Origin of the sequence: Bradyrhizobium sp. i1.15.2 (genome assembly GCF_040548425.1) — a bacterium.
GTDB classification, from domain to species: Bacteria; Pseudomonadota; Alphaproteobacteria; order Rhizobiales; family Xanthobacteraceae; genus Bradyrhizobium; species Bradyrhizobium canariense.
On record NZ_JBEPRQ010000012.1, the window covers coordinates 59,413 to 77,071 of the forward strand.

19 protein-coding genes and 1 pseudogene are annotated in these 17,659 nt (G+C 60.1%); 16 read left to right on the forward strand and 4 right to left on the reverse strand.

The window, feature by feature from the left end; genetic code table 11:
• Positions 1-7: 7 nt before the first annotated feature.
• The 8 genes from trbE to ABIB80_RS21875 are packed head-to-tail and all read left to right on the forward strand — an operon-like array spanning position 8 to position 7,952.
• A complete protein-coding gene (gene trbE / locus ABIB80_RS21840; protein ID WP_354128291.1) occupies positions 8-2,449 on the forward strand; it encodes a conjugal transfer protein TrbE in 2,442 nt (813 codons plus the stop codon).
• Positions 2,446-3,180: a P-type conjugative transfer protein TrbJ gene (trbJ, locus tag ABIB80_RS21845; RefSeq protein WP_354128292.1), complete on the forward strand. Its 735-nt coding sequence runs from the start codon at positions 2,446-2,448 to the stop codon at positions 3,178-3,180. Before trbE ends, trbJ begins: the two co-directional genes overlap by 4 nt.
• Positions 3,181-3,209: 29 nt before the next feature.
• Positions 3,210-3,554, forward strand: a complete 345-nt coding sequence (gene trbK-alt / locus ABIB80_RS21850; protein ID WP_354128293.1) for a putative entry exclusion protein TrbK-alt — start codon at positions 3,210-3,212, stop codon at positions 3,552-3,554.
• A gap of 3 nt (positions 3,555-3,557) precedes the next feature.
• Positions 3,558-4,793 (forward strand): P-type conjugative transfer protein TrbL, encoded by a 1,236-nt coding sequence (trbL, locus tag ABIB80_RS21855; protein WP_354128294.1) that lies wholly within the window; start codon positions 3,558-3,560, stop codon positions 4,791-4,793.
• A gap of 50 nt (positions 4,794-4,843) precedes the next feature.
• Positions 4,844-5,524, forward strand: coding sequence for a conjugal transfer protein TrbF (trbF, locus tag ABIB80_RS21860; RefSeq protein WP_354128295.1), 681 nt, complete (start codon positions 4,844-4,846; stop codon positions 5,522-5,524).
• A 2-nt stretch (positions 5,525-5,526) separates the two neighbouring features.
• Positions 5,527-6,501, forward strand: a complete 975-nt coding sequence (gene trbG / locus ABIB80_RS21865) for a P-type conjugative transfer protein TrbG (RefSeq protein ID WP_354128296.1) — start codon at positions 5,527-5,529, stop codon at positions 6,499-6,501.
• The gene (locus ABIB80_RS21870) at positions 6,498-7,703 is read left to right on the forward strand and encodes a TraB/TrbI/VirB10 family type IV secretion system protein (RefSeq protein ID WP_354128297.1); all 1,206 of its coding nucleotides are present in this window, start codon (positions 6,498-6,500) and stop codon (positions 7,701-7,703) included. Before trbG ends, ABIB80_RS21870 begins: the two co-directional genes overlap by 4 nt.
• A 6-nt stretch (positions 7,704-7,709) precedes the next feature.
• A complete protein-coding gene (locus ABIB80_RS21875; RefSeq protein ID WP_354128298.1) occupies positions 7,710-7,952 on the forward strand; it encodes a DUF2274 domain-containing protein in 243 nt (80 codons plus the stop codon).
• On the opposite strand, the gene ABIB80_RS21880 is transcribed toward ABIB80_RS21875, so the two are convergent.
• The 3 genes from ABIB80_RS21880 to ABIB80_RS21890 all read right to left on the reverse strand — a co-directional run bounded on the left by ABIB80_RS21880 (position 7,925) and on the right by ABIB80_RS21890 (position 10,400).
• Positions 7,925-8,878, reverse strand: coding sequence for a LysR family transcriptional regulator (locus ABIB80_RS21880; RefSeq protein ID WP_354128299.1), 954 nt, complete (start codon positions 8,876-8,878; stop codon positions 7,925-7,927). The two genes, ABIB80_RS21875 and ABIB80_RS21880, sit on opposite strands and share 28 nt — an antisense overlap.
• Before the next feature lie 72 nt (positions 8,879-8,950).
• A complete protein-coding gene (locus ABIB80_RS21885; protein WP_354128300.1) occupies positions 8,951-9,583 on the reverse strand; it encodes an acyl-homoserine-lactone synthase in 633 nt (210 codons plus the stop codon).
• A 94-nt stretch (positions 9,584-9,677) separates the two neighbouring features.
• On the reverse strand, positions 9,678-10,400 hold the full coding sequence (locus ABIB80_RS21890) for a LuxR family transcriptional regulator (protein WP_502918744.1): 723 nt from the start codon (positions 10,398-10,400) through the stop codon (positions 9,678-9,680).
• Positions 10,401-10,676: 276 nt separating this feature from the next.
• On the opposite strand from ABIB80_RS21890, the gene ABIB80_RS39375 reads away from it, so the two are divergent.
• The 5 genes from ABIB80_RS39375 to dctA all read left to right on the forward strand — a co-directional run bounded on the left by ABIB80_RS39375 (position 10,677) and on the right by dctA (position 15,478).
• Positions 10,677-10,973 carry an amidase family protein gene (locus ABIB80_RS39375; protein ID WP_502918737.1) on the forward strand — a complete coding sequence of 99 codons (297 nt, stop codon included), beginning with the start codon at positions 10,677-10,679 and terminating at the stop codon, positions 10,971-10,973.
• 619 nt (positions 10,974-11,592) lie between these two features.
• Complete coding sequence (locus tag ABIB80_RS21900) at positions 11,593-11,865, forward strand: hypothetical protein (protein ID WP_354128302.1); 273 nt, start codon at positions 11,593-11,595, stop codon at positions 11,863-11,865.
• Positions 11,866-12,029: 164 nt separating this feature from the next.
• Positions 12,030-12,203 (forward strand): hypothetical protein, encoded by a 174-nt coding sequence (locus ABIB80_RS21905; RefSeq protein WP_354128303.1) that lies wholly within the window; start codon positions 12,030-12,032, stop codon positions 12,201-12,203.
• Positions 12,204-12,426: 223 nt separating this feature from the next.
• On the forward strand, positions 12,427-13,641 hold the full coding sequence (locus ABIB80_RS21910) for a TlpA disulfide reductase family protein (RefSeq protein ID WP_502918738.1): 1,215 nt from the start codon (positions 12,427-12,429) through the stop codon (positions 13,639-13,641).
• Between the two features lie 541 nt (positions 13,642-14,182).
• The gene (gene dctA, locus ABIB80_RS21915) at positions 14,183-15,478 is read left to right on the forward strand and encodes a C4-dicarboxylate transporter DctA (RefSeq protein WP_354128305.1); all 1,296 of its coding nucleotides are present in this window, start codon (positions 14,183-14,185) and stop codon (positions 15,476-15,478) included.
• A gap of 140 nt (positions 15,479-15,618) precedes the next feature.
• On the opposite strand, the gene ABIB80_RS21920 is transcribed toward dctA, so the two are convergent.
• A complete protein-coding gene (locus ABIB80_RS21920; protein WP_354128306.1) occupies positions 15,619-15,939 on the reverse strand; it encodes a hypothetical protein in 321 nt (106 codons plus the stop codon).
• Positions 15,940-16,157: 218 nt separating this feature from the next.
• On the opposite strand from ABIB80_RS21920, the pseudogene trbB reads away from it, so the two are divergent.
• From trbB to ABIB80_RS21935, 3 genes and pseudogenes are all read left to right on the forward strand, one after another.
• A pseudogene (gene trbB, locus ABIB80_RS21925) lies at positions 16,158-17,070 on the forward strand (P-type conjugative transfer ATPase TrbB).
• The gene (locus ABIB80_RS21930; protein ID WP_354128307.1) at positions 17,067-17,396 is read left to right on the forward strand and encodes a TrbC/VirB2 family type IV secretion system protein; all 330 of its coding nucleotides are present in this window, start codon (positions 17,067-17,069) and stop codon (positions 17,394-17,396) included. Before trbB ends, ABIB80_RS21930 begins: the two are co-directional and overlap by 4 nt.
• Complete coding sequence (locus tag ABIB80_RS21935; protein ID WP_354128308.1) at positions 17,396-17,659, forward strand: VirB3 family type IV secretion system protein; 264 nt, start codon at positions 17,396-17,398, stop codon at positions 17,657-17,659. The genes ABIB80_RS21930 and ABIB80_RS21935 overlap by 1 nt, the downstream gene beginning before the upstream one ends.

A 17,659-nucleotide genomic window follows, 5' to 3' on the forward strand; every position in this document is an offset into this window, starting at 1 on the left:
TAGTCCCATGATGAATCTTGCCGAATACCGCCATTCAAACACGCGCCTTGCTGATTTCCTGCCCTGGGCTGCTCTGGTCGACGAGGGAATTGTATTGAACAAGGACGGCTCGCTTCAGCGGACGGCGCGGTTCAGGGGGCCGGATCTCGACAGTTCCGTGCCGGCTGAGCTTGTTGCCGTCGCAAGCCGCCTGAACAATGCGCTCCGGCGTCTCGGATCGGGCTGGGCGGTTTTCGTAGAGGCGCAACGGCATTCGGCAGGGCGCTATCCGCCCGACACCTTCCCGGATGTCGCATCCGCCTTGGTGGATGCGGAGCGCAAAGCGCAATTCGAGGAGGCCGGCAGCCATTATGAATCGAGCTACTACCTGACCTTCCTTTATCTGCCGCCTGCAGAGAGTACAGCTGTGGCAGAGCGTCTCCTGTACGAGGGCAGCCATCGCAGCGCGGGAGCGGATGCGCGCGAGGTGCTGAGTGGCTTCTTCGACAGGACCAACCGCGTGCTGCAGCTCGTCGAGGGCTTTATGCCGGAATGCGGCTGGCTCGATGACGAGGCAACGCTCACCTACCTGCACTCGACGGTGTCGACCAAGCGGCATCGTGTTCGGGTGCCGGAAATCCCGATGTATCTCGATGCGCTGCTTGCCGATCAGCCGCTGACGGGCGGGCTTGAGCCGATGCTGGGTGACGCGCATGTGCGTGTCCTGACGGTTGTCGGGTTTCCCACGGCGACGACGCCTGGGATCCTCGATGATCTGAACCGCCTCGCATTCCCGTACCGCTGGTCCACGCGAGCGATCATGCTCGACAAGGCGGATGCAACAAAACTCCTGACCAGGATCAGGCGGCAATGGTTTGCCAAGCGCAAGTCGATTGCCGCGATCCTGAAGGAGGTGATGACCAACGAGGCGTCCACGCTTCTGGACACCGATGCCCACAACAAGGCTTTGGATGCAGATCACGCGCTCCAGGAGCTCGGCTCGGATCAAATTGGAGAGGCCTTTGTGACGGCAACCGTCACGGTCTGGGACAGGGATCCGCACGCGGCCGACGAAAAGCTACGCCTCGTTGAAAAGGTGATCCAGGGCCGGGACTTTACCTCCATGACCGAGACAGTGAATGCCGTTGAGGCCTGGCTCGGCAGCCTGCCGGGACAGGTCTATGCAAACGTGCGCCAGCCGCCGGTGTCGACGCTAAATCTCGCCCACATGATCCCGCTCTCGGCGGTCTGGGCGGGAGAGGTGAGGGACCATCATTTGAAGGCGCCTCCATTGTTCTTCGGCAAGACGGAAGGATCGACGCCTTTCCGCTTCTCGCTCCATGTCGGCGATGTCGGACACACTCTGATCGTTGGACCGACCGGCGCCGGGAAGTCGGTGCTGCTCGCGCTCATGGCGCTGCAGTTCCGGCGATATCCGAAAGCGCAGATCTTTGCCTTTGATTTCGGTGGGTCGATCCGTGCGGCGGCGATCGCCATGGGTGGCGACTGGCATGATCTCGGCGGCGCGGTCGGTGGAGACTCGGCAGAATTCGTGGCGCTCCAGCCGCTTGCGCGCATCGACGATGTCGCGGAGCGGGGCTGGGCTGCCGATTGGATCGCATCGATCCTCGCGCGCGAGCGCATCGAGGTCACGCCCGAGACCAAGGATCATGTCTGGTCGGCCTTGACCTCGCTCGGCTCGGCGCCAGTTGGGGAACGGACGCTGACAGGCCTCTCCGTTCTTCTCCAGTCCAATGCCTTGAAGCGCGCGCTGCAACCCTATTGCCTCGGCGGTCCGTTTGAGCGGTTGCTCGATGCGGAAGGCGAGCGGCTGGGAGAGGGCTCCCTCCAGGTGTTTGAGACCGACGGGTTGATCGGGACCGGTGTCGCGCCGGCGGTTCTCTCCTATTTGTTCCACCGGATTGAGGATCGCTTCGACGGCCGTCCGACCCTGCTCATCATCGATGAGGGCTGGCTTGCGCTCGACGATGCCGATTTTGCCGGCAAGCTCCGCGAATGGCTGAAGACGCTGCGCAAGAAGAACGCCTCCGTCGTGTTTGCAACCCAGTCGCTGGCCGATATCGACGGCTCCGCAATTGCGCCGGCCATCATCGAGAGCTGTCCGACCCGGATCCTGCTTCCCAATGACCGCGCTATCGAGCCGCAAATCTTAGGCGTCTACCGGCGCTTTGGACTGAATGACCGGCAGATCGAGATCCTGGCCCGCGCGACGCCAAAGCGCGACTACTACTGCCAGTCGCGCCGCGGCAACCGGCTGTTCGAGCTTGGTCTTGGCGAAATCGCGCTGGCCTTTGTGGCCGCGTCGTCCACAACCGATCAGGCCCTCATCGAGCGGGTGCTAGCCGAGCACGGACGAGACGAGTTCGTCACCGGCTGGCTCAAGGCGCGCGACCTCGGCTGGGCCTGCAATCTCATTCCGCAGCTCGCAAAGGAAGGAGGCTTGTCATGAGCCGTCTTCGTCCGCTTTTGGCAGCAAGTATCATCGCAATTAGCCTGGCCCAAGCGCCCCGCGAAGGGAAGGCACAGTGGATCGTGTTCGATCCCAACAACTATGTGCAGAATGTGCTCACGGCGGCGCGCGAGCTGCAGCAGATCAACAACCAGATCACCTCGCTGCAAAACCAAGCGCAGATGTTGATCAATCAGGCGAAGAACCTGGCGAGCCTGCCGTACTCGTCCTTGCAGCAGCTCGAACAGTCGATTCAGCGCACGCAGCAGCTGCTCAGCCAAGCGCAGCGCATTACCTACGAAGTCCAGCAGATCGATCGCGCGTTCTCAACGACTTATGCGCCGGCATCCGCAAGCATGTCCAATGGGCTCCTCGTCGCCAACGCCCAAACACGCTGGCAGAATGCGGTTGCCGGCCTGCAGGACGCCATGCGGGTGCAGGCAACCGTCGTCGGCAATCTCGACACCAACCGGACCCAGATGTCGGCCCTGGTCACGGCGAGCCAGGGCGCGTCGGGCGCGCTGCAGGCAAGCCAAGCCGGCAACCAGCTCCTTGCGCTGCAAGCGCAGCAGCTTGCTGATCTCACCGCGACCATGGCCGCGCAAGGTCGCGCGCAAACGCTCGAAGCCGCGCAAAGAGCAAGTGCCCAGGATCAGGGGAGGGAGCAGCTGCGGCGCTTTCTGACCCAAGGTCAGGGCTATCAACCGACAACCGTGCAGATGTTCCACTGATGATAAAGAACAGATTTGAACGGCTGCCGATGGCGGTGGCAGTTAGCCTCACGGTCCTGGTCGTCGCCGCCTGCGCCGTTCGCCTGCGCGGCGACGAAAGCGGGACCCAATCTTCCGCCTCGCCCGCCGCGAAGCCCGATCCGACGGCGGCAAAGCTCGAGCAATGCCGCACCGTCACCTACGAGCAGAGAGAGGCTCTGCTCGAATGCCAGAGGATCTGGGCGGAACGGCGCAGCCAGTTCTTGGGGAAAAGCGGATCGGTAGACCCTTTGGATAGTGGCCGGGGAACGGCGCCATTTTCCTCCGCGCCGCCGCGCAAGGACGAAAGCCGCGTCCCCTCTCTCTCACCCTCCATTCCAAGCCAAAGCGAGTGAGCAATGGGCGGCACCTCCGTCATCGACCAGTTCCTGGAAACCTTCACCCGCTATATTGATTCCGGATTCGGTCTGGTCGGGGGCGAAGTCGGCTATCTCGCCACCACCTTGGCTGCCATCGACCTCACGCTCGCGGGGCTGTTCTGGTCCTGGGGGACTGATGAAGATATTGTTGCCCGGCTCGTCAAGAAAACCTTGTTTGTCGGTGTCTTTGCCTATCTGATCGGCAGCTGGAGCAGCCTCGCCCGCATCGTCTTCGAGAGCTTTGCTGGTCTCGGCCTCAAAGCCTCGGGCACGAGTCTGTCATCGGCCGATTTTTTGCGGCCAGGCCGCATCGCGCAGGTGGGGCTCGATGCCGGCCGCCCGATCCTGGACTCGATCTCGGGGCTGATGGGCTATGTCAGCTTTTTTGAGAATTTCGTCCAGATCGCGGTCCTGCTGTTCGCCTGGATCGTGGTGCTGCTGGCCTTCTTTATTCTCGCCATCCAGCTCTTCGTCACGCTGATCGAGTTCAAGCTGACGACGCTTGCAGGTTTTGTCCTGATCCCGTTCGGTCTGTTCGGCAAGACCGCCTTTGCGGCCGAACGGGTGCTGGGCAACGTCATCTCCTCCGGCTTCAAGGTTTTGGTCCTCGCCGTCATCGTCGGCATTGGATCGACCTTATTCTCGCAGTTCACGGTAGGTTTCGGTGGCAACCAGCCGAGTATCGAGAACGCGATGGCGCTGGTGCTCGGCGCGCTCGCCTTGTTGGGCCTTGGCATTTTCGGACCCGGGATTGCCAACGGCATCGTCTCCGGAGGTCCGCAGCTCGGCGCAGGCAGCGCCGTTGGGACGGGACTTGCCGCCGGTGGAGTCGTCGCGGCTGGCGCTGGCCTTGCGGCCGGCGCTGCCGGTCTCGCCGGCGGCGCGATTGGAGGCTCGCTACGAGGTGGAAGTGCGATTGCAAGCGGCACCATGGGCGTGTTTCGGGCGGGGAGTCAGTCCGGCTCCGAGGCGAGCGCGTCCAAGGCTGCTAGTCCCTTGCGCTCGGTCGCAGCTGGGCTTGGTGGAGCGGCGAGCGACGCGGGTAAGGGAGAAGGGGACGCCTCGAGACCTCCCGACAGTGCGCCGGCTTGGGTTCGGCGCATGAAGAGAGCGCAGACGATCAGCCATGGCGCATCAGCGGCAACCCACGCGATTCGTTCGGCTGATCACGGCGGCGGCGGCGGATCTGTCGACCTCTCCCAACGTGACCACTGACTCTTCTGATCGAAAATTCCGCTTTCTCACCCGTCACTTGAGGTCCAGCAATGTTCAAACGATCGGCCGTTCACTATGGCCGCACGCCAGAAGCCGTCACCCCCTATCAACGCGCAGCTCAAATCTGGGATGATCGCATTGGGTCTGCGCGCGTGCAGGCCAAGAACTGGCGCCTGATGGCCTTTGGCTGCCTCTTCTTATCCGCTGGTTTCGCCGGCACCCTGGTCTGGCAATCGGCGCATGGGACGATCACGCCCTGGGTGGTCGAGGTCGATCAATTGGGGGAAGCAAAAGCGGTTGCTCCGGCAAACGCCAGCTATCAACCGACCGATCCGCAAGTAGCCTTTCACCTGGCGCGCTTCATCGAGCATGTGCGCGGCCTGCCGATGGACGCCATCGTCCTTCGCGAAAACTGGCTCCGCGCCTACGACTTTACAACCGATCGCGGTGCGGCCGCACTGAATGACTACGCCCGCAACAACGATCCATTCGCCAAGCTCGGCAAGACGCAAATTGCGATCGAGGTCTCGAGCGTCATTCGGGCATCCCCTGAGAGCTTTCGCCTCGCTTGGGTCGAACGCCGCTACGACAACGGTCAGCTTGCCGCAACCGAGCGGTGGAGCGCGATCCTCACGATCATCGTGGAGATGCCTCGCGATCTCGATCGCCTACGCAAAAATCCCCTTGGCATCTACGTGAATGCCATCAACTGGTCGAAGGAGCTGGGCTAGTCATGCCGTCAGGTCTCGTTATTGCGTCACAGAGGGGCCGCCCGAGCCTGGCTCTGGCTCTTATTATTGGTGTGTCCACCCTTGGCGGGTGCACCACGTTCAAGCCGCCGCAAATCAGTTACGATAGCGATGTCCCGCCGGCTCCAGATCTGCCGGCGCTTGCCGACGATCGGCCGCGGCCGCTGCATGTTCCACCGGCCTGGAAGGCGGCACGCGGCGGCAAGAACGCGGAAGCCAAAGAGCCCGTCGAGCGGATTGAGACCGCAAATGACGCCGCACGTGTGCAGCCGCGCAAGGCAGGCTACTTCAATGCGGTGCAGGTGTTTTCGTACAGTCCGGGCGCTCTCTATCAAATCTATGCTGCGCCGGGACAGATCACGGACATTGCGCTGGAGCCCGGTGAGCAGCTGATCGGGTCGGGACCAGTTGCCGCGGGTGATACAGTGCGCTGGGTGGTCGGCGACACGGAAAGCGGCAGCGGCGACACGCGACGCGTCCACATCATGGTCAAGCCGACACGTCCGGCGATCGAGACCAATCTCGTGGTCAACACGGATCGGCGCACTTACCTCATCGAGCTCCGCTCCCGGGAAAAGCCCTACATGCCACAGGTCGCATGGTTCTATCCCGAGGATCGGACCGCGCGTGGTCGAGCTCTGCTGCCCAAACCCGTCATCCCGGACCAGGCACAGCGCCGTTACCGCTACGCCATCGAAGGAGACAGCCCACCCTGGCGTCCTGTCAATGCCTATGACGATGGGCGCAAGGTCTACATCGAGTTTTCACCCGGCATCGGTCAGGGCGAGATGCCGCCGCTGTTCGTGATCGGGCCTGACGGCAAGACCGAGCTCGTCAACTATCGCGCTTACCGCAATGTGCTGATCGTCGACCGGCTGTTTGCGGCCGCGGAACTGAGGCTGGGTGAGGAGCACCAGCAGAAGGTCAGGATCGTCCGAACCGACGGGAGGTCGCTGTGACAGAGACCGGCCAGCCGAATGACACACCCAAGGACCCTCCGCGGGTCAAACCGCCGGAAAACATCGCCGAAACCCTTCGGCTCCGGCCAGATCGGCCGCAAGTTACGCGCCTATCGCGCAAGGTGCTTGCGGGTGGCAGCGCCCTTGTGCTGGTGCTCATCTCTGGTGCGGTCTTCTGGGCTCTGCAGGAGAAGCGATCGCGCACGCCGGCGGCCGAGGAGCTTTACGCGACCGACCACCACAATGTCGCCGATCAGCTTGCAACCTTGCCGAAGGATTATGCTGAGATCCCGAAGGAGGTGCCGCGCCTTGGACCGCCTTTACCAGGCGATCTTGGCCGGCCGATCGTCGCAGCACAGGGCTCATCGACGTCCAGCCCGCTCGGGGTTGACGCTGAACAGCAGCGCGTCAATCAGGAGAGCGAGGCGGCACGCACCAGCAAGGTGTTTGCCAGCACGAACGTCCGCGCACAGGCCCCTGTCACACCGGCAAGCGAAGCCCCATCAAATGCAGCGCCATCATCCGACGAAGCATTTGCCCAGAATGGCCAGGATCGAAAACTTGCGTTCGTCAGTGCTTCCGTTGACCGTCGAACCACCAGTCCCGATCGCCTGGCAAGACCGGTCTCTCCCTTTGTGGTCCAGGCGGGAACGGTCATTCCGGCTGCTCTTATCACGGGGATTCGGTCCGACCTGCCTGGGCAGATCACGGCCCAAATCACAGAAGCGGTATACGATTCTCCTACCGGGCGAACTCGCCTTATCCCGCAAGGAGCCCGGTTGATCGGGACGTATGATAGCCAAGTCGCATTTGGCCAATCGCGCGTGCTCCTGGTGTGGACGCGCCTCATCATGCCAAATGGACGGTCGATCGTGCTGGAGCGGCAGCCGGGCGCAGATGCCGCGGGCTATTCTGGGCTTGAGGATGAGGTCGACAACCATTGGAAGGAGCTGTTGGGGGCGGCTGCGCTTTCGACGCTGCTCGCCGTCGGCACCGAGGTGAATTCCGGATCGGATACGGGTAGCACCAACAGCGACCTCATCACTGCGCTCCGCCGCGGGGCGGGGGACTCGATGAACCAGACGGGCCAGCAGGTGGTCCGTCGCAATCTCAACATCCAGCCGACCTTGACGATTCGTCCGGGATTTCCGGTGCGGGTGATCGTTAATCGCGATCTGGTGCTCGAACCGTATAGAGGGTGAACTACGATGGCTAAACTTAAACTTGGAGCGCTCGAAGACGATAAGCCGATCAAGATTACGCATGAACTCCCGGCGAGCGTGCACAGGGATCTCGTAGCGTACGCCGAAATCCTCGCACAAGAGAGCGGACAGCCGATCGGGGAGCCGGCCAAACTTATCGCTCCCATGCTGGCGCGGTTCATGGCGGCGGATAGAAGTTTTCGGAAGGCTCGGCGGGCCCGTCAACATCCGAGCGGAGGCGAGGGATAGCGCTCGGAAAGCAAGTTCAAGAAGGCAGCCAGCGCAGGGTTTTCATTGTCGTCTCGCCAGTATGCCGAAAAGTCAAATCGGCTCGGACCGGCTCCATCGCGCAATTCGCGGTAGACGAGGCCTGCATAGTTGATGCCCATGTCGGATTCCAGCGCCAGGCTGATTCCTGTGTTCATCCTGATCAGGCTCTTGATGATACCGCGGCTGACGTCGTGGCGCTCGAGTTTAGGACGGTCCTCAGGCGACACGAGCTTGGAAATCAGAAGATCTTCAAACTCTTTTCCCGGATCGTAATGGCTCAGCAGGACCGTCTCGCCGCGCAGGTCAGTCCAATAGACTGTGTCGCGCGCGGTGAGGGGATGATCATGAGGTAAGGCGACCAGAACACGTTCGCTCCACAGCGGCATCACTCGGTTGTCGAGTAACGGCAGGTTCCCTGTGACGATCAGGATATCGAGAACGCCGTTGCGAAGTGCAGTCGCGAGGCGTGTTCGTGATTTCTCGATCGTCACAAGCTCGATTTGCGGGAATCTTTGCTTGAAATCCAGCAAGGACGTCTGCAGGTTGCCAATGGAAAGTGAGGTGCAGAGCCCCACACTCAGCCGGCCAGCCTCGCTGTTCCGTACAGCCCTCGCGGTCGCGATGAGAGCATCGAACTCCTCCAGAATTGTCCTTGCCAGGCGAAGAACACTGCGGCCTGCCTGCGTGGGGCGCACACCACCGCTAAAGCGCTCAAAAACCGCAATTCCCAGGTGATATTCGATCTCGCTGATTCTTCGGCTGAGACTCGATTGTTGGGTTCTCAGCAATTCCGCCGCTTGACGGAGGCTGCCACAATCAGCCGCAGCCACGAGCGATTGCAGGTGCTTCAGTTCGATTGCCTTGCTGGCTTGAAGGGAGGATGTTGATCTACGTGGTTTGTGCATCGTAAGTCTTAAGCAGATGGGCTTTCCGCTCCAAAGCGCAGCGATGCCCCGGATTGTCCTTGGTTCCAGATTCTAGGCGGCCGCTCGGACGACTGGAGCCCAGAGCACCGGACCTGAGATGTGTCCCGCTTTGCGGATGCGATGCAACGCATCGGGCGCGACCTCCAGGTATCCAGCAATGGCCCTGGTGTCTCCGAGAGGACGAGCTTTTCCGATCTTGCGAAGCGGCCAGCCCGCGCGCCGAAGAATGCGTTCCATCCGGGCGTCAGTGACGGTAACGATTTCAGTCAGTTGAAGCGAAAGGCCGAATTCAATCATGCCCGCAAACAGTTCGTAAGTAGCGGCAGCAAGTCCACCACCTGCCTTCGGCGCATCAGGAGGAACATCGAGCGCGAAGCGACTGCTCTCCCAAATCCTGTCGCTTCGGGGCGCGGGCTGCCCGTCCAGAAGGATCGGGAAGGTGTCTCTCAGCATCGTTGGGCCGGTCGAAGGCAGAAGTCGTACGCAACCCTGAAGACGTCCAGCGTTCGAGCGATTCAGGAGGTGCACTGGTCGAAGGACATCAAACTCGTCGACTTCCATCTCGCCACTGACCTCGACGTTCCAATCCAGGCGCTGTTTGAAAACGCGATACCGGAGCCGGTGCATCTCGGCGAGATCGTCGATGAATTCGCCGTAATACCCCGGCATAATGAGCTGCATCATTCTTGCCTCCCTGCCTTGCTTCAGGCAAGCAAGCAGAGAAGGCAGGAAAGCACATCCTGTGGAGTTGCACAGGTGCTTGCAGCTCGCGGTCGATCTATTTTCGAGATTTTGACTCCGTCAACAGCACGATCGCTTGACGAAGCGAGCTGACGCCGAGCTTCGCGCGCGCGTTATCCAGGTGAAATCCCGCGGTTCGCTCGGAGATGCCGAGAATAATCCCGATGTCGCAAGCAGATTTGCCACGCGCGGACCATTCGAGACACTGGTACTCGCGAGGAGACAGCACCACCCCACCGACCATGCGATCTACCGTCCAGAAGCGTTTTGCATGTGCATGGAAAAATGTTGCGATTAACCGCAGGCTCTGGGCGTGCTCGACCAGCGAGCGCTCGAAACCAGTTCGGCGATCGTCGCTTGCGAAGCTCAGCGCGGCCATTGCGCCCTGGTCATCGTGAATAGGGAATGTAAATCCGCAGCGAATCCCGAATTTGGCGGCTTCTTCGAATAGAGCTCGTTCTGCCTCCGACCGACTTCGCGCTTCGAATCCAAGTCCCCATCGGAAGGGCTTAGGATGACGCACTGCCCGACGTACCACCGGATCGACGGATTCGTAGCCGCGCTGCAGATAGATGGCGGTCCAGGAGGGTGGATATGTCGAGATCAGGTTGGGAGCACTGCCTGGCCTACGGGCAAGAGCGAGATATGCGAAGCACGACAGTTCGAGCGCAGCGGCGACCTCGGCCATGCTCTGCTGAGCTGCGTCTCGATGCGTGCTTTCGGTCAATTGCTCGGCAAATCGTTGGAAAATTCGATCCATCGTGGATGAACCCACGGGCCTCCCTGGTAGGCGCTCCTTGCATTACCGGAACGAGCATCGCTGCGAATGGGGCAAAACAACGAAGAAGGCGATCGATTTCGTCTTCGATCGATTCATCGCAAGAGCCTGCATCGTTGGGCTGAGGCGTATAGCGTCAGCCGAGTTGCTCGCGCTCACGCTGTGATATCATCGCTACCAAGTGCGCGAACTCCGTCTGTTTGAAATCCTGCAAGAGGGCACCGAAGACCGCCGGATTGCTGCGTCCTTCGTTCTAAGTTGCAGCTTTGTACGGCTCTTCCAATCTGGTCGTCGCGCCGCAACTCAGTTGGACGTGCCATTACCGGGGGCAGGACGAATGATCTAAGAAACTACATCATCAATTGGGCAAGCACTCAGGCCGCCGGCGCTATTGTGCTTGGAAAGACAGTGACCACCGAGCTCGGCATGTCGCACCCCGGACCCACCACGAACCCGTTTGATCCGCTTCGCACCCCAGGGGGCTCATCTAGCGGTTCCGCGGCCGTGTCCCGCATGGTCCTTGCAGCGCTCCGAACACAGGCGTTGGCTCAGTAACTGCGCGATCAAAGCCCATACGGGGCGCTTAATCGTGGGGAGCGGCAGGGTTTTAGCCAAAGCCACATAGGCATCCATGCCCGCGATCTCCAGGATATGTGGCAAGTTTCGGCCGAAGTCGCCAAGCGGTCGGGCGGCGAGCCCGTCGAGATCGGCTGAGGGCAGCCTAGAGCTCTAGTCACGCGCATCTCGACCGGCCGAGAACCGATGCCAAGGAGACCGGCCGGTCGAACTCAGTTCGTGCCGGGGCGACACAAAGTGGAAGCGCGCAGACCATTGAATGTATGGCTCATGGGCGCAAGTAGTGGAAGTCCGCCATACGCATCGGTCACTGTTTCTGGGTGCACAGGGCGCGGTGACGGCAACCGCACCAGCCGCGGCATTGGTAACTGGAAGGCTGGCGCGGTCTATTTGAGGTGCTTGCCGCATCCAGTGCCACCACAGCCGCTGTGATCTATTTTTCGAGAGCAGCACGCAGCTACGAAGAGCCCTCGAGAGATAGTCAGCCTGAAGACCGTCCGAACGGATGGGGTTCTGGAGAATTACGCCGATTTCTTCAACATGCATCGGATCCGCATGGGCTCTGCAGTCCTTGTGGGCAGCGTCTTGGCTGAGCGATGTGGAAAAGTTAGATCGAACAAGCCTTGTCACACAATTGCTCGTCATGGCGGTAGCCCTAAGCATTGGCGCATTGCTGCTCGGTGCGGTCGCCGATTCGGTGCGCCGGCATGGCAAGAACATTGAAACGTTGCTCGCGATCATAGCTGCTGTCTTCATTGCAGCCGAACTCGCGCTGATCTTGCATCCATCTTTCGTGTCGCTACCGTCATGGATCATTGTGGCGGTGGTGGGATCAGCAATCGCCCTCAGCTACGCGATCACCGGAGATTAGCTTCCGGCCGAATTGATCGCTCGCGCAAACAGCCTGCTCAACGTTCTGCATTTCGGGTGGGCTTTCCTGGTCCAGTATGGGACGGGGTTAATTCTCGAGCAATGGCCGGAAAAGGACGGACACTACCCCTCAATCGCGTATCAGACGGCGTTTAGTATCAATGTGTGCTGCTGCTGGCCGCCCTGGTCTGGTTCATCGCCCCTTGGCTCAAAGAGTTGAACTGGAAATCTCAGATCGCCCTCGAGCGCAAGTCGACGGACCAAAGCAGGTCAGTTCACGTCGTGTTCCCGAGCACCGGAATGGTCATCCTGGAAACCGATCAGGATGTGGAGTGGTGAACTCGGCCTTGCGCTGCCTGGCTTCCCGCTCCGTCGGTCTATAGGTGCGTCAAGAACGTCCGGCCGACTGATTGGCCGAGATGCTCCAGACAGCTGGTCGGATATGCGACATGCGTCGCGAGGTCGACAGGAACGATACGAAAAATGCGTAATATCAATGAGCGCTGGGTGGCATGCGACTTGCTATTTTTCTCGGCAGAGCCAGGTAAAGCGAGTTCGAGCAATGACCAGTATGACCGAGAGCGCAAGTCAAGTCGGTGCGAGAAATGTGCTAAGCGTCGGTTCGCGAGCGCCCTTGATCAAAGTTGAGGACTGGCTACGTGGCCAGCCGGTTACAAAGTTCGAGCCTGGGAAAGTATACATCGTCGAGTTTTGGGCGACGTGGTCCGGAACATGTATCGCCTCGATGACGAATTTTGTGATCCTGCAAGACAAATACAGGAACAATGGAGTTGAGGTGGTGGGCATCGCGGCTCACGAACAAGCTTCGACGGCAGATGAGGCGCGAGCCAGCCTGGACGCTTGGTTGACGAAGAGCGTGCCGAATCTGAACTACGCGATCGCATTCGACTACGCGGGCGACATGAGCAAGCTTTGGATGGATCCCAGCTTTTCTGTCGGGATTCCCACGTCATACGTGGTCGACCGTGACGGCCGCTTGGCCTTTGTCGGCCATCCGACGCAACTCGATAACGTGTTGCCCAAAGTTCTGAACGGCTCCTGGGCAGTGAGCGACGAAGCAAAAGCCCTCGATGCGGAGAGGATAAATACGGGTCGACGCAGAAAGCGCGAACTATCGCAGAAGCGAGCGCTGGTGGAGCCGATCTTTGCCAGACTTGAGTCCGCCATGAAGAGTAAGAATTGGGCGGCAGCCCTTTCAGCGGTTGAGGAGGCACTCGCTTTGATGCCGGACGAGGTCATCTTCCGTGGGCTTTATGCGGAATTGTTGCTTCACAACATTCGTGACATGGGGGCCGGCCTGCCGGTATTGCGCCAGTTGGTTCGCGAAGCGATCGACAAGAAATCGGTGGTTTGGATGAGCGTGGCCATCCGCCAACTGTTCGACCCCGCGAAAGACTACTCCGGTTTCCCAGATGCCGAGCGCTTTGCCATGGGCAAGGACCTCTCCGAACACATCCTGGCGGCGAATCCGCCCCAAGGTAGCGAGGGCGCGAAGTTCCTGTCTTACGGGGCGGTCGCTCGGTACTATTACGAGACCGGTAAAAGGGATCGCGCGATCGAACTGGTCGAGTTGGCGCTGAAGTGGCTGGATGCAGCGCCTGCCTCGGATCGTGCGAAACGGGACGTCGTGAAGGGCTCTCTCCAGGCCTTGGCGAGCTACAGGAGTGAGAAGCTCTCATACGAGGAGTGCTGTTCAGCGGCGGAAAACACGGCTCCCGAAAGACCGGAACCGAGATCGCGAACGGAGGCAGCATGATCAGTTTTGCTTGGCATTTCTTTTCGGCCTCGTGGTTTTGCGATCGAAATCGATGCCTATTGGGAATGTCGCGGCATTCGATGAATTGAGGGCAGGAGGAGCGAGCCGGTGAACGCAGGCGAGGCCGCACCACCACGAGTTCTTTATGGCGAATGTTTTCTCAAGATTCGTCGCGCTCCGGCGCGATAGCGGCGAGAGTGCCTGTCGAAGTGAAGAATGGTCGCCGCTGCTAAGGTTGGCGTCTTAGAAGCTGCTGGATGGCATCTTCGAACAACCAAAAAAGATAGAAATGGGTGGTGACGCCGATGCTTTCCAGCTCTCAAGGAAGCTTTCTCAAGATTCTATCGCTGCTCTCAGAAGCGATTCAGAACCTCGTTCCTCTTAGACGGCAAGCTGATTCGGGAGAGGCGCCAATCCGCGGCAATGAACGGGTCCATCTGGAGCAGTCAGAGTCCCCTGCGCCCCGCACCGAAGGAACACTGAGCGAAGCTGTACCTTCATTGACACCACTCTTTGCTACCACGGCGCTGGGGCGAGCGTGATGTACCATCGCCGCCAGCGCCGCTCTGTCAAAGCCGCCGCCCTGTCCCAGCCATCGGGCCCCTGGTACAAAGTTCTTTACGTCCAGGTACTCATAGCGATCCTGATTGGCATTCTCGTTGGCTGGTTGTGGCCTGCTGTGGGCACGAGCAGCTGGGTCAAAGCCCTCGGTGACGGTTTCATCAAGCTGATCAAAATGGTGATTGCGCCGATCATCTTCTGCACTGTTGTGTCCGGAATTGCGCATGTTCAGGATGCACGAAAGGTCGGCCGAGTCGGCATCAAGGCGCTGCTTTACTTCGAGATCGTGTCAACTTTCGCGCTCGTCTTGGGTCTCGTAATGGGCAATCTAGTTCAGGCCGGTCATGGGCTCGCTCCCAGGGCTGATGCCGCGGCGGTAGCCAATTACGTCAAAAGGGCGGAAGGGCAGAAGGCGGTCGATTTCCTCCTCAATATCATTCCTGATAGCGTGGTTGGCGCCCTGGCGCGAGGCGACGTGCTACAGGTGCTGCTGTTTGCCATCCTATTCGGATTCTCGCTGATGGCGCTTGGCGAGCGGGGTGAGCGGATGCGCGGTTTGGTTGACGATGCTGCGCACGCGGTGTTTGGCGTCATTAGGATCGTGATGAAGGCCGCGCCGATCGGAGCGTTCGGCGCGATGGCCTACACCATCGGCGAATTCGGCCCCTCCGCGCTCGGTAAACTCATCGAACTAGTTGCGCTGTTCTATGTGACGGCCGGGCTCTTCGTGATTATTGTGCTTGGCCTGATCGCGCGCTTGGTCGGCTTTTCGATCCTAAAGTTCATCGTCTACATTAAGGATGAGCTGCTGATCGTACTCGGAACGTCGTCGTCCGAAAGCGCGCTGCCGCAGTTGATGGAAAAACTCGAACGGCTGGGCTGTTCCAAGCCGGTGGTGGGCCTAGTGGTGCCGACCGGATACTCTTTCAATTTGGATGGGACCAACATTTACATGACGTTGGCGACCTTGTTCATCGCACAGGCGCTCGGGGTCGATCTCAACTTCGGCCAGCAGCTCACCATACTGGTTGTGGCGATGCTCACCTCGAAGGGCGCAAGCGGTGTTACTGGTGCTGGTTTCGTCACCCTCGCCGCAACGTTGACGGTGGTCAGTCCCGAGCTTGTGCCGGGCATTGCGATCGTATTCTCGATCGATAAGTTCATGAGCGAGGTGCGCGCGCTTACGAACATCATCGGGAACGGCATTGCCGCGGTGTTTGTATCCTGGTGGGAAGGGGAACTCGATCATGACTTACTACACGCGCAGCTCAAGTAGATGTGCGAGCTCAGCTAGGCCGGCGACGGCCAATACCGTCGCCAACGTAATGCTGCGGGTCAGCAAAAGTCGCCGTTCAATCCTGTTCGGGAGCGCCAGCTAAAGGTGTTGAGATTTCCAGAACCCGCTGCAATTGCGGACTACAAATCACTCTTCTCCTGCATTTTGCGTTGGCAATTGTCGCGCAGTAGTCGGCCGTCCTGATTTGGAAGAAATGATCCTGCAGGGGGCGCGCCACTCGGGGTGGTGTACCAGACCAGCCTTTCGGATTGGTGTTTGCGGCAGCCCGCCGGCTGGGCTGGCGGGTTCATTATCCCCGAGTTGAGATTCCTCAAAAAATGCGGGATCTCAATCGTGCCCACGTGGGCGAACGACAGTGCTTCAGGAGAAGCGACGGAGCCTGAGCAAAACATCGCTATCGCGAGAGGCGTAAAAATAGTAAATGCTGGATCATTGGTCATTGCTGATTTCTCGCCTCGGCGTCGGCGCGTCAAGCCAGCTCTTTTCAAATACTTCTTCTTCTACGCTAGGCTACGAACGGCATATTCCTTTTGTTGCGGTAATATAGGACCTGCCTTTTAGTTGCCTCTAGATGAGGCGCCGAAGCGGCCTCAGCAGCGTGCGGCAATCGTGGCGATCCATTCCTTTTGATTCAGAAGCGAACTTGCACGGAGCGCGTATGCTGCGTACCGCGCTGAGGCCCGCCATCGCAGGATATTTGGAAGATCCGGCAATCATCGAGGTGATGCTCAATCCCCATAGGCGATTGTGTATCGACCGACTGTCGAGCGGCCTTACGGATACTGGCGAGAATATATCCTCCTCTGATGGAGAGCGAATTATCCGCCTGGTGGCTCACTACGTTGGTGCCGAGTTCATCCGGTGAGCCCAAGGATTTCTGCCGAGCTGCCCGAGACGGGGAGCTGTTCGAGGGGCTGCTGCCGCCGGTCGTTGCCGCGCCAACATTCGCGATCCGAAAGTCGACGGTTGCCGTGTTTAGCCTCGCGGATTACGTCGCTGTCGGCATCATGACGCCGGATCAGGCCGGTGCATTGAGGGATGCAGTTCGCGCGCGCAAGAACATTCTGGTCGCCGGCGGCACCTCGACCGGCAAGACGACACTGACCAATGCCCTTCTCGCCGAGGTCGCTAAAACGACTGATCGGGTCGTTCTCATCGAAGATACGCGCGAGCTTCAGTGCTTGGCGCCAAACCTCGTGGCGCTCCGCACGAAGGACGGCTTGATCTCGCTCTCCAACCTGGTCCGTTCGTCGCTCCGTCTGCGCCCGATCGTATTCCCATTGGTGAGGTGCGCGGAGCCGAAGCGCTCGATTTGCTCAAGGCTTGGGCACAGGACATCCGGGCGGAATCGGCACGATCCATGCCGGAACGGCGCTCGGGGCGCTACGCCGGCTCGAGCAACGGGTCCAGGAAGCTGTCGTCACAGTCCCGCGGCCGCTTGTCGCCGAAACAACCTGATCGCGGTGCTCAGCGGCCGCGGCGCCGAACGCCGCTTGAGCGAGCTCGCCCGCGTCACCGGCTTAGGAGCATCAGGTGATTACATCCTATCTGCAATTGGAGACCAGTCATGACGATGCCTTCATCTCTCCGCCGCCGCGCCAGCATTCCGGCCACGGCCATTGTGACCCTTTGGCTGAGCAGTGTCCCGGCTTGGGCCGCTGGCTCAAACATGCTGTGGGAGCAGCCGCTCAATCAGATTTTGCAATCGGTCGAGGGTCCCGTCGCCAAGATTATCGCCGTCATCATTATCATCGTGACCGGGCTATCGCACGCATTTGGCGACACGTCTGGTGGCTTTCGTCGGCTGGTTCAGATCGTGTTCGGTCTGTCCATTGCCTTTGCGGCATCAAGCTTCTTTCTGCCTTTCTTCTCCTTCGGCGGTGGCGTGGTGATCTGATGGAGGCGCCTGTCGCAGGCTTTATTGCGCCCGTGCATCGTGCGCTCACCGAGCCGATCCTGATGGGCGGTGCGCCGCGCGCCGTGGCGATCGCCAACGGCACGTTAGCGGCTGCACTCGATCTTGGGCTGCGCCTGTGGGTTGCCGGCCTTCTTTTCTGGTTCGTCCGCCACATGGCCGCCGTCCGGGCCGCAAAACGCGATCCCGATTTCGTGGAAGTCGTAAGCCGGCACGTGCGCATTCCAAGCCACCTCAGCTCCTAG

Bases quoted from the DNA above. Each gene is read 5' to 3' on its own strand.
- trbE (WP_354128291.1), top strand. From the start codon at position 8: ATGATGAATCTTGCCGAATACCGCCATTCAAACACGCGCCTTGCTGAT.
- trbJ (WP_354128292.1), top strand. From the start codon at position 2,446: ATGAGCCGTCTTCGTCCGCTTTTGGCAGCAAGTATCATCGCAATTAGC.
- trbK-alt (WP_354128293.1), top strand. From the start codon at position 3,210: ATGGCGGTGGCAGTTAGCCTCACGGTCCTGGTCGTCGCCGCCTGCGCC.
- trbL (WP_354128294.1), top strand. From the start codon at position 3,558: ATGGGCGGCACCTCCGTCATCGACCAGTTCCTGGAAACCTTCACCCGC.
- trbF (WP_354128295.1), top strand. From the start codon at position 4,844: ATGTTCAAACGATCGGCCGTTCACTATGGCCGCACGCCAGAAGCCGTC.
- trbG (WP_354128296.1), top strand. From the start codon at position 5,527: ATGCCGTCAGGTCTCGTTATTGCGTCACAGAGGGGCCGCCCGAGCCTG.
- ABIB80_RS21875 (WP_354128298.1), top strand. From the start codon at position 7,710: ATGGCTAAACTTAAACTTGGAGCGCTCGAAGACGATAAGCCGATCAAG.
- ABIB80_RS21880 (WP_354128299.1), bottom strand. From the start codon at position 8,878: ATGCACAAACCACGTAGATCAACATCCTCCCTTCAAGCCAGCAAGGCA.
- ABIB80_RS21885 (WP_354128300.1), bottom strand. From the start codon at position 9,583: ATGATGCAGCTCATTATGCCGGGGTATTACGGCGAATTCATCGACGAT.
- ABIB80_RS21890 (WP_502918744.1), bottom strand. From the start codon at position 10,400: ATGGATCGAATTTTCCAACGATTTGCCGAGCAATTGACCGAAAGCACG.
- ABIB80_RS21910 (WP_502918738.1), top strand. From the start codon at position 12,427: ATGACCAGTATGACCGAGAGCGCAAGTCAAGTCGGTGCGAGAAATGTG.
- dctA (WP_354128305.1), top strand. From the start codon at position 14,183: ATGTACCATCGCCGCCAGCGCCGCTCTGTCAAAGCCGCCGCCCTGTCC.
- ABIB80_RS21920 (WP_354128306.1), bottom strand. From the start codon at position 15,939: ATGACCAATGATCCAGCATTTACTATTTTTACGCCTCTCGCGATAGCG.
- ABIB80_RS21930 (WP_354128307.1), top strand. From the start codon at position 17,067: ATGACGATGCCTTCATCTCTCCGCCGCCGCGCCAGCATTCCGGCCACG.
- ABIB80_RS21935 (WP_354128308.1), top strand. From the start codon at position 17,396: ATGGAGGCGCCTGTCGCAGGCTTTATTGCGCCCGTGCATCGTGCGCTC.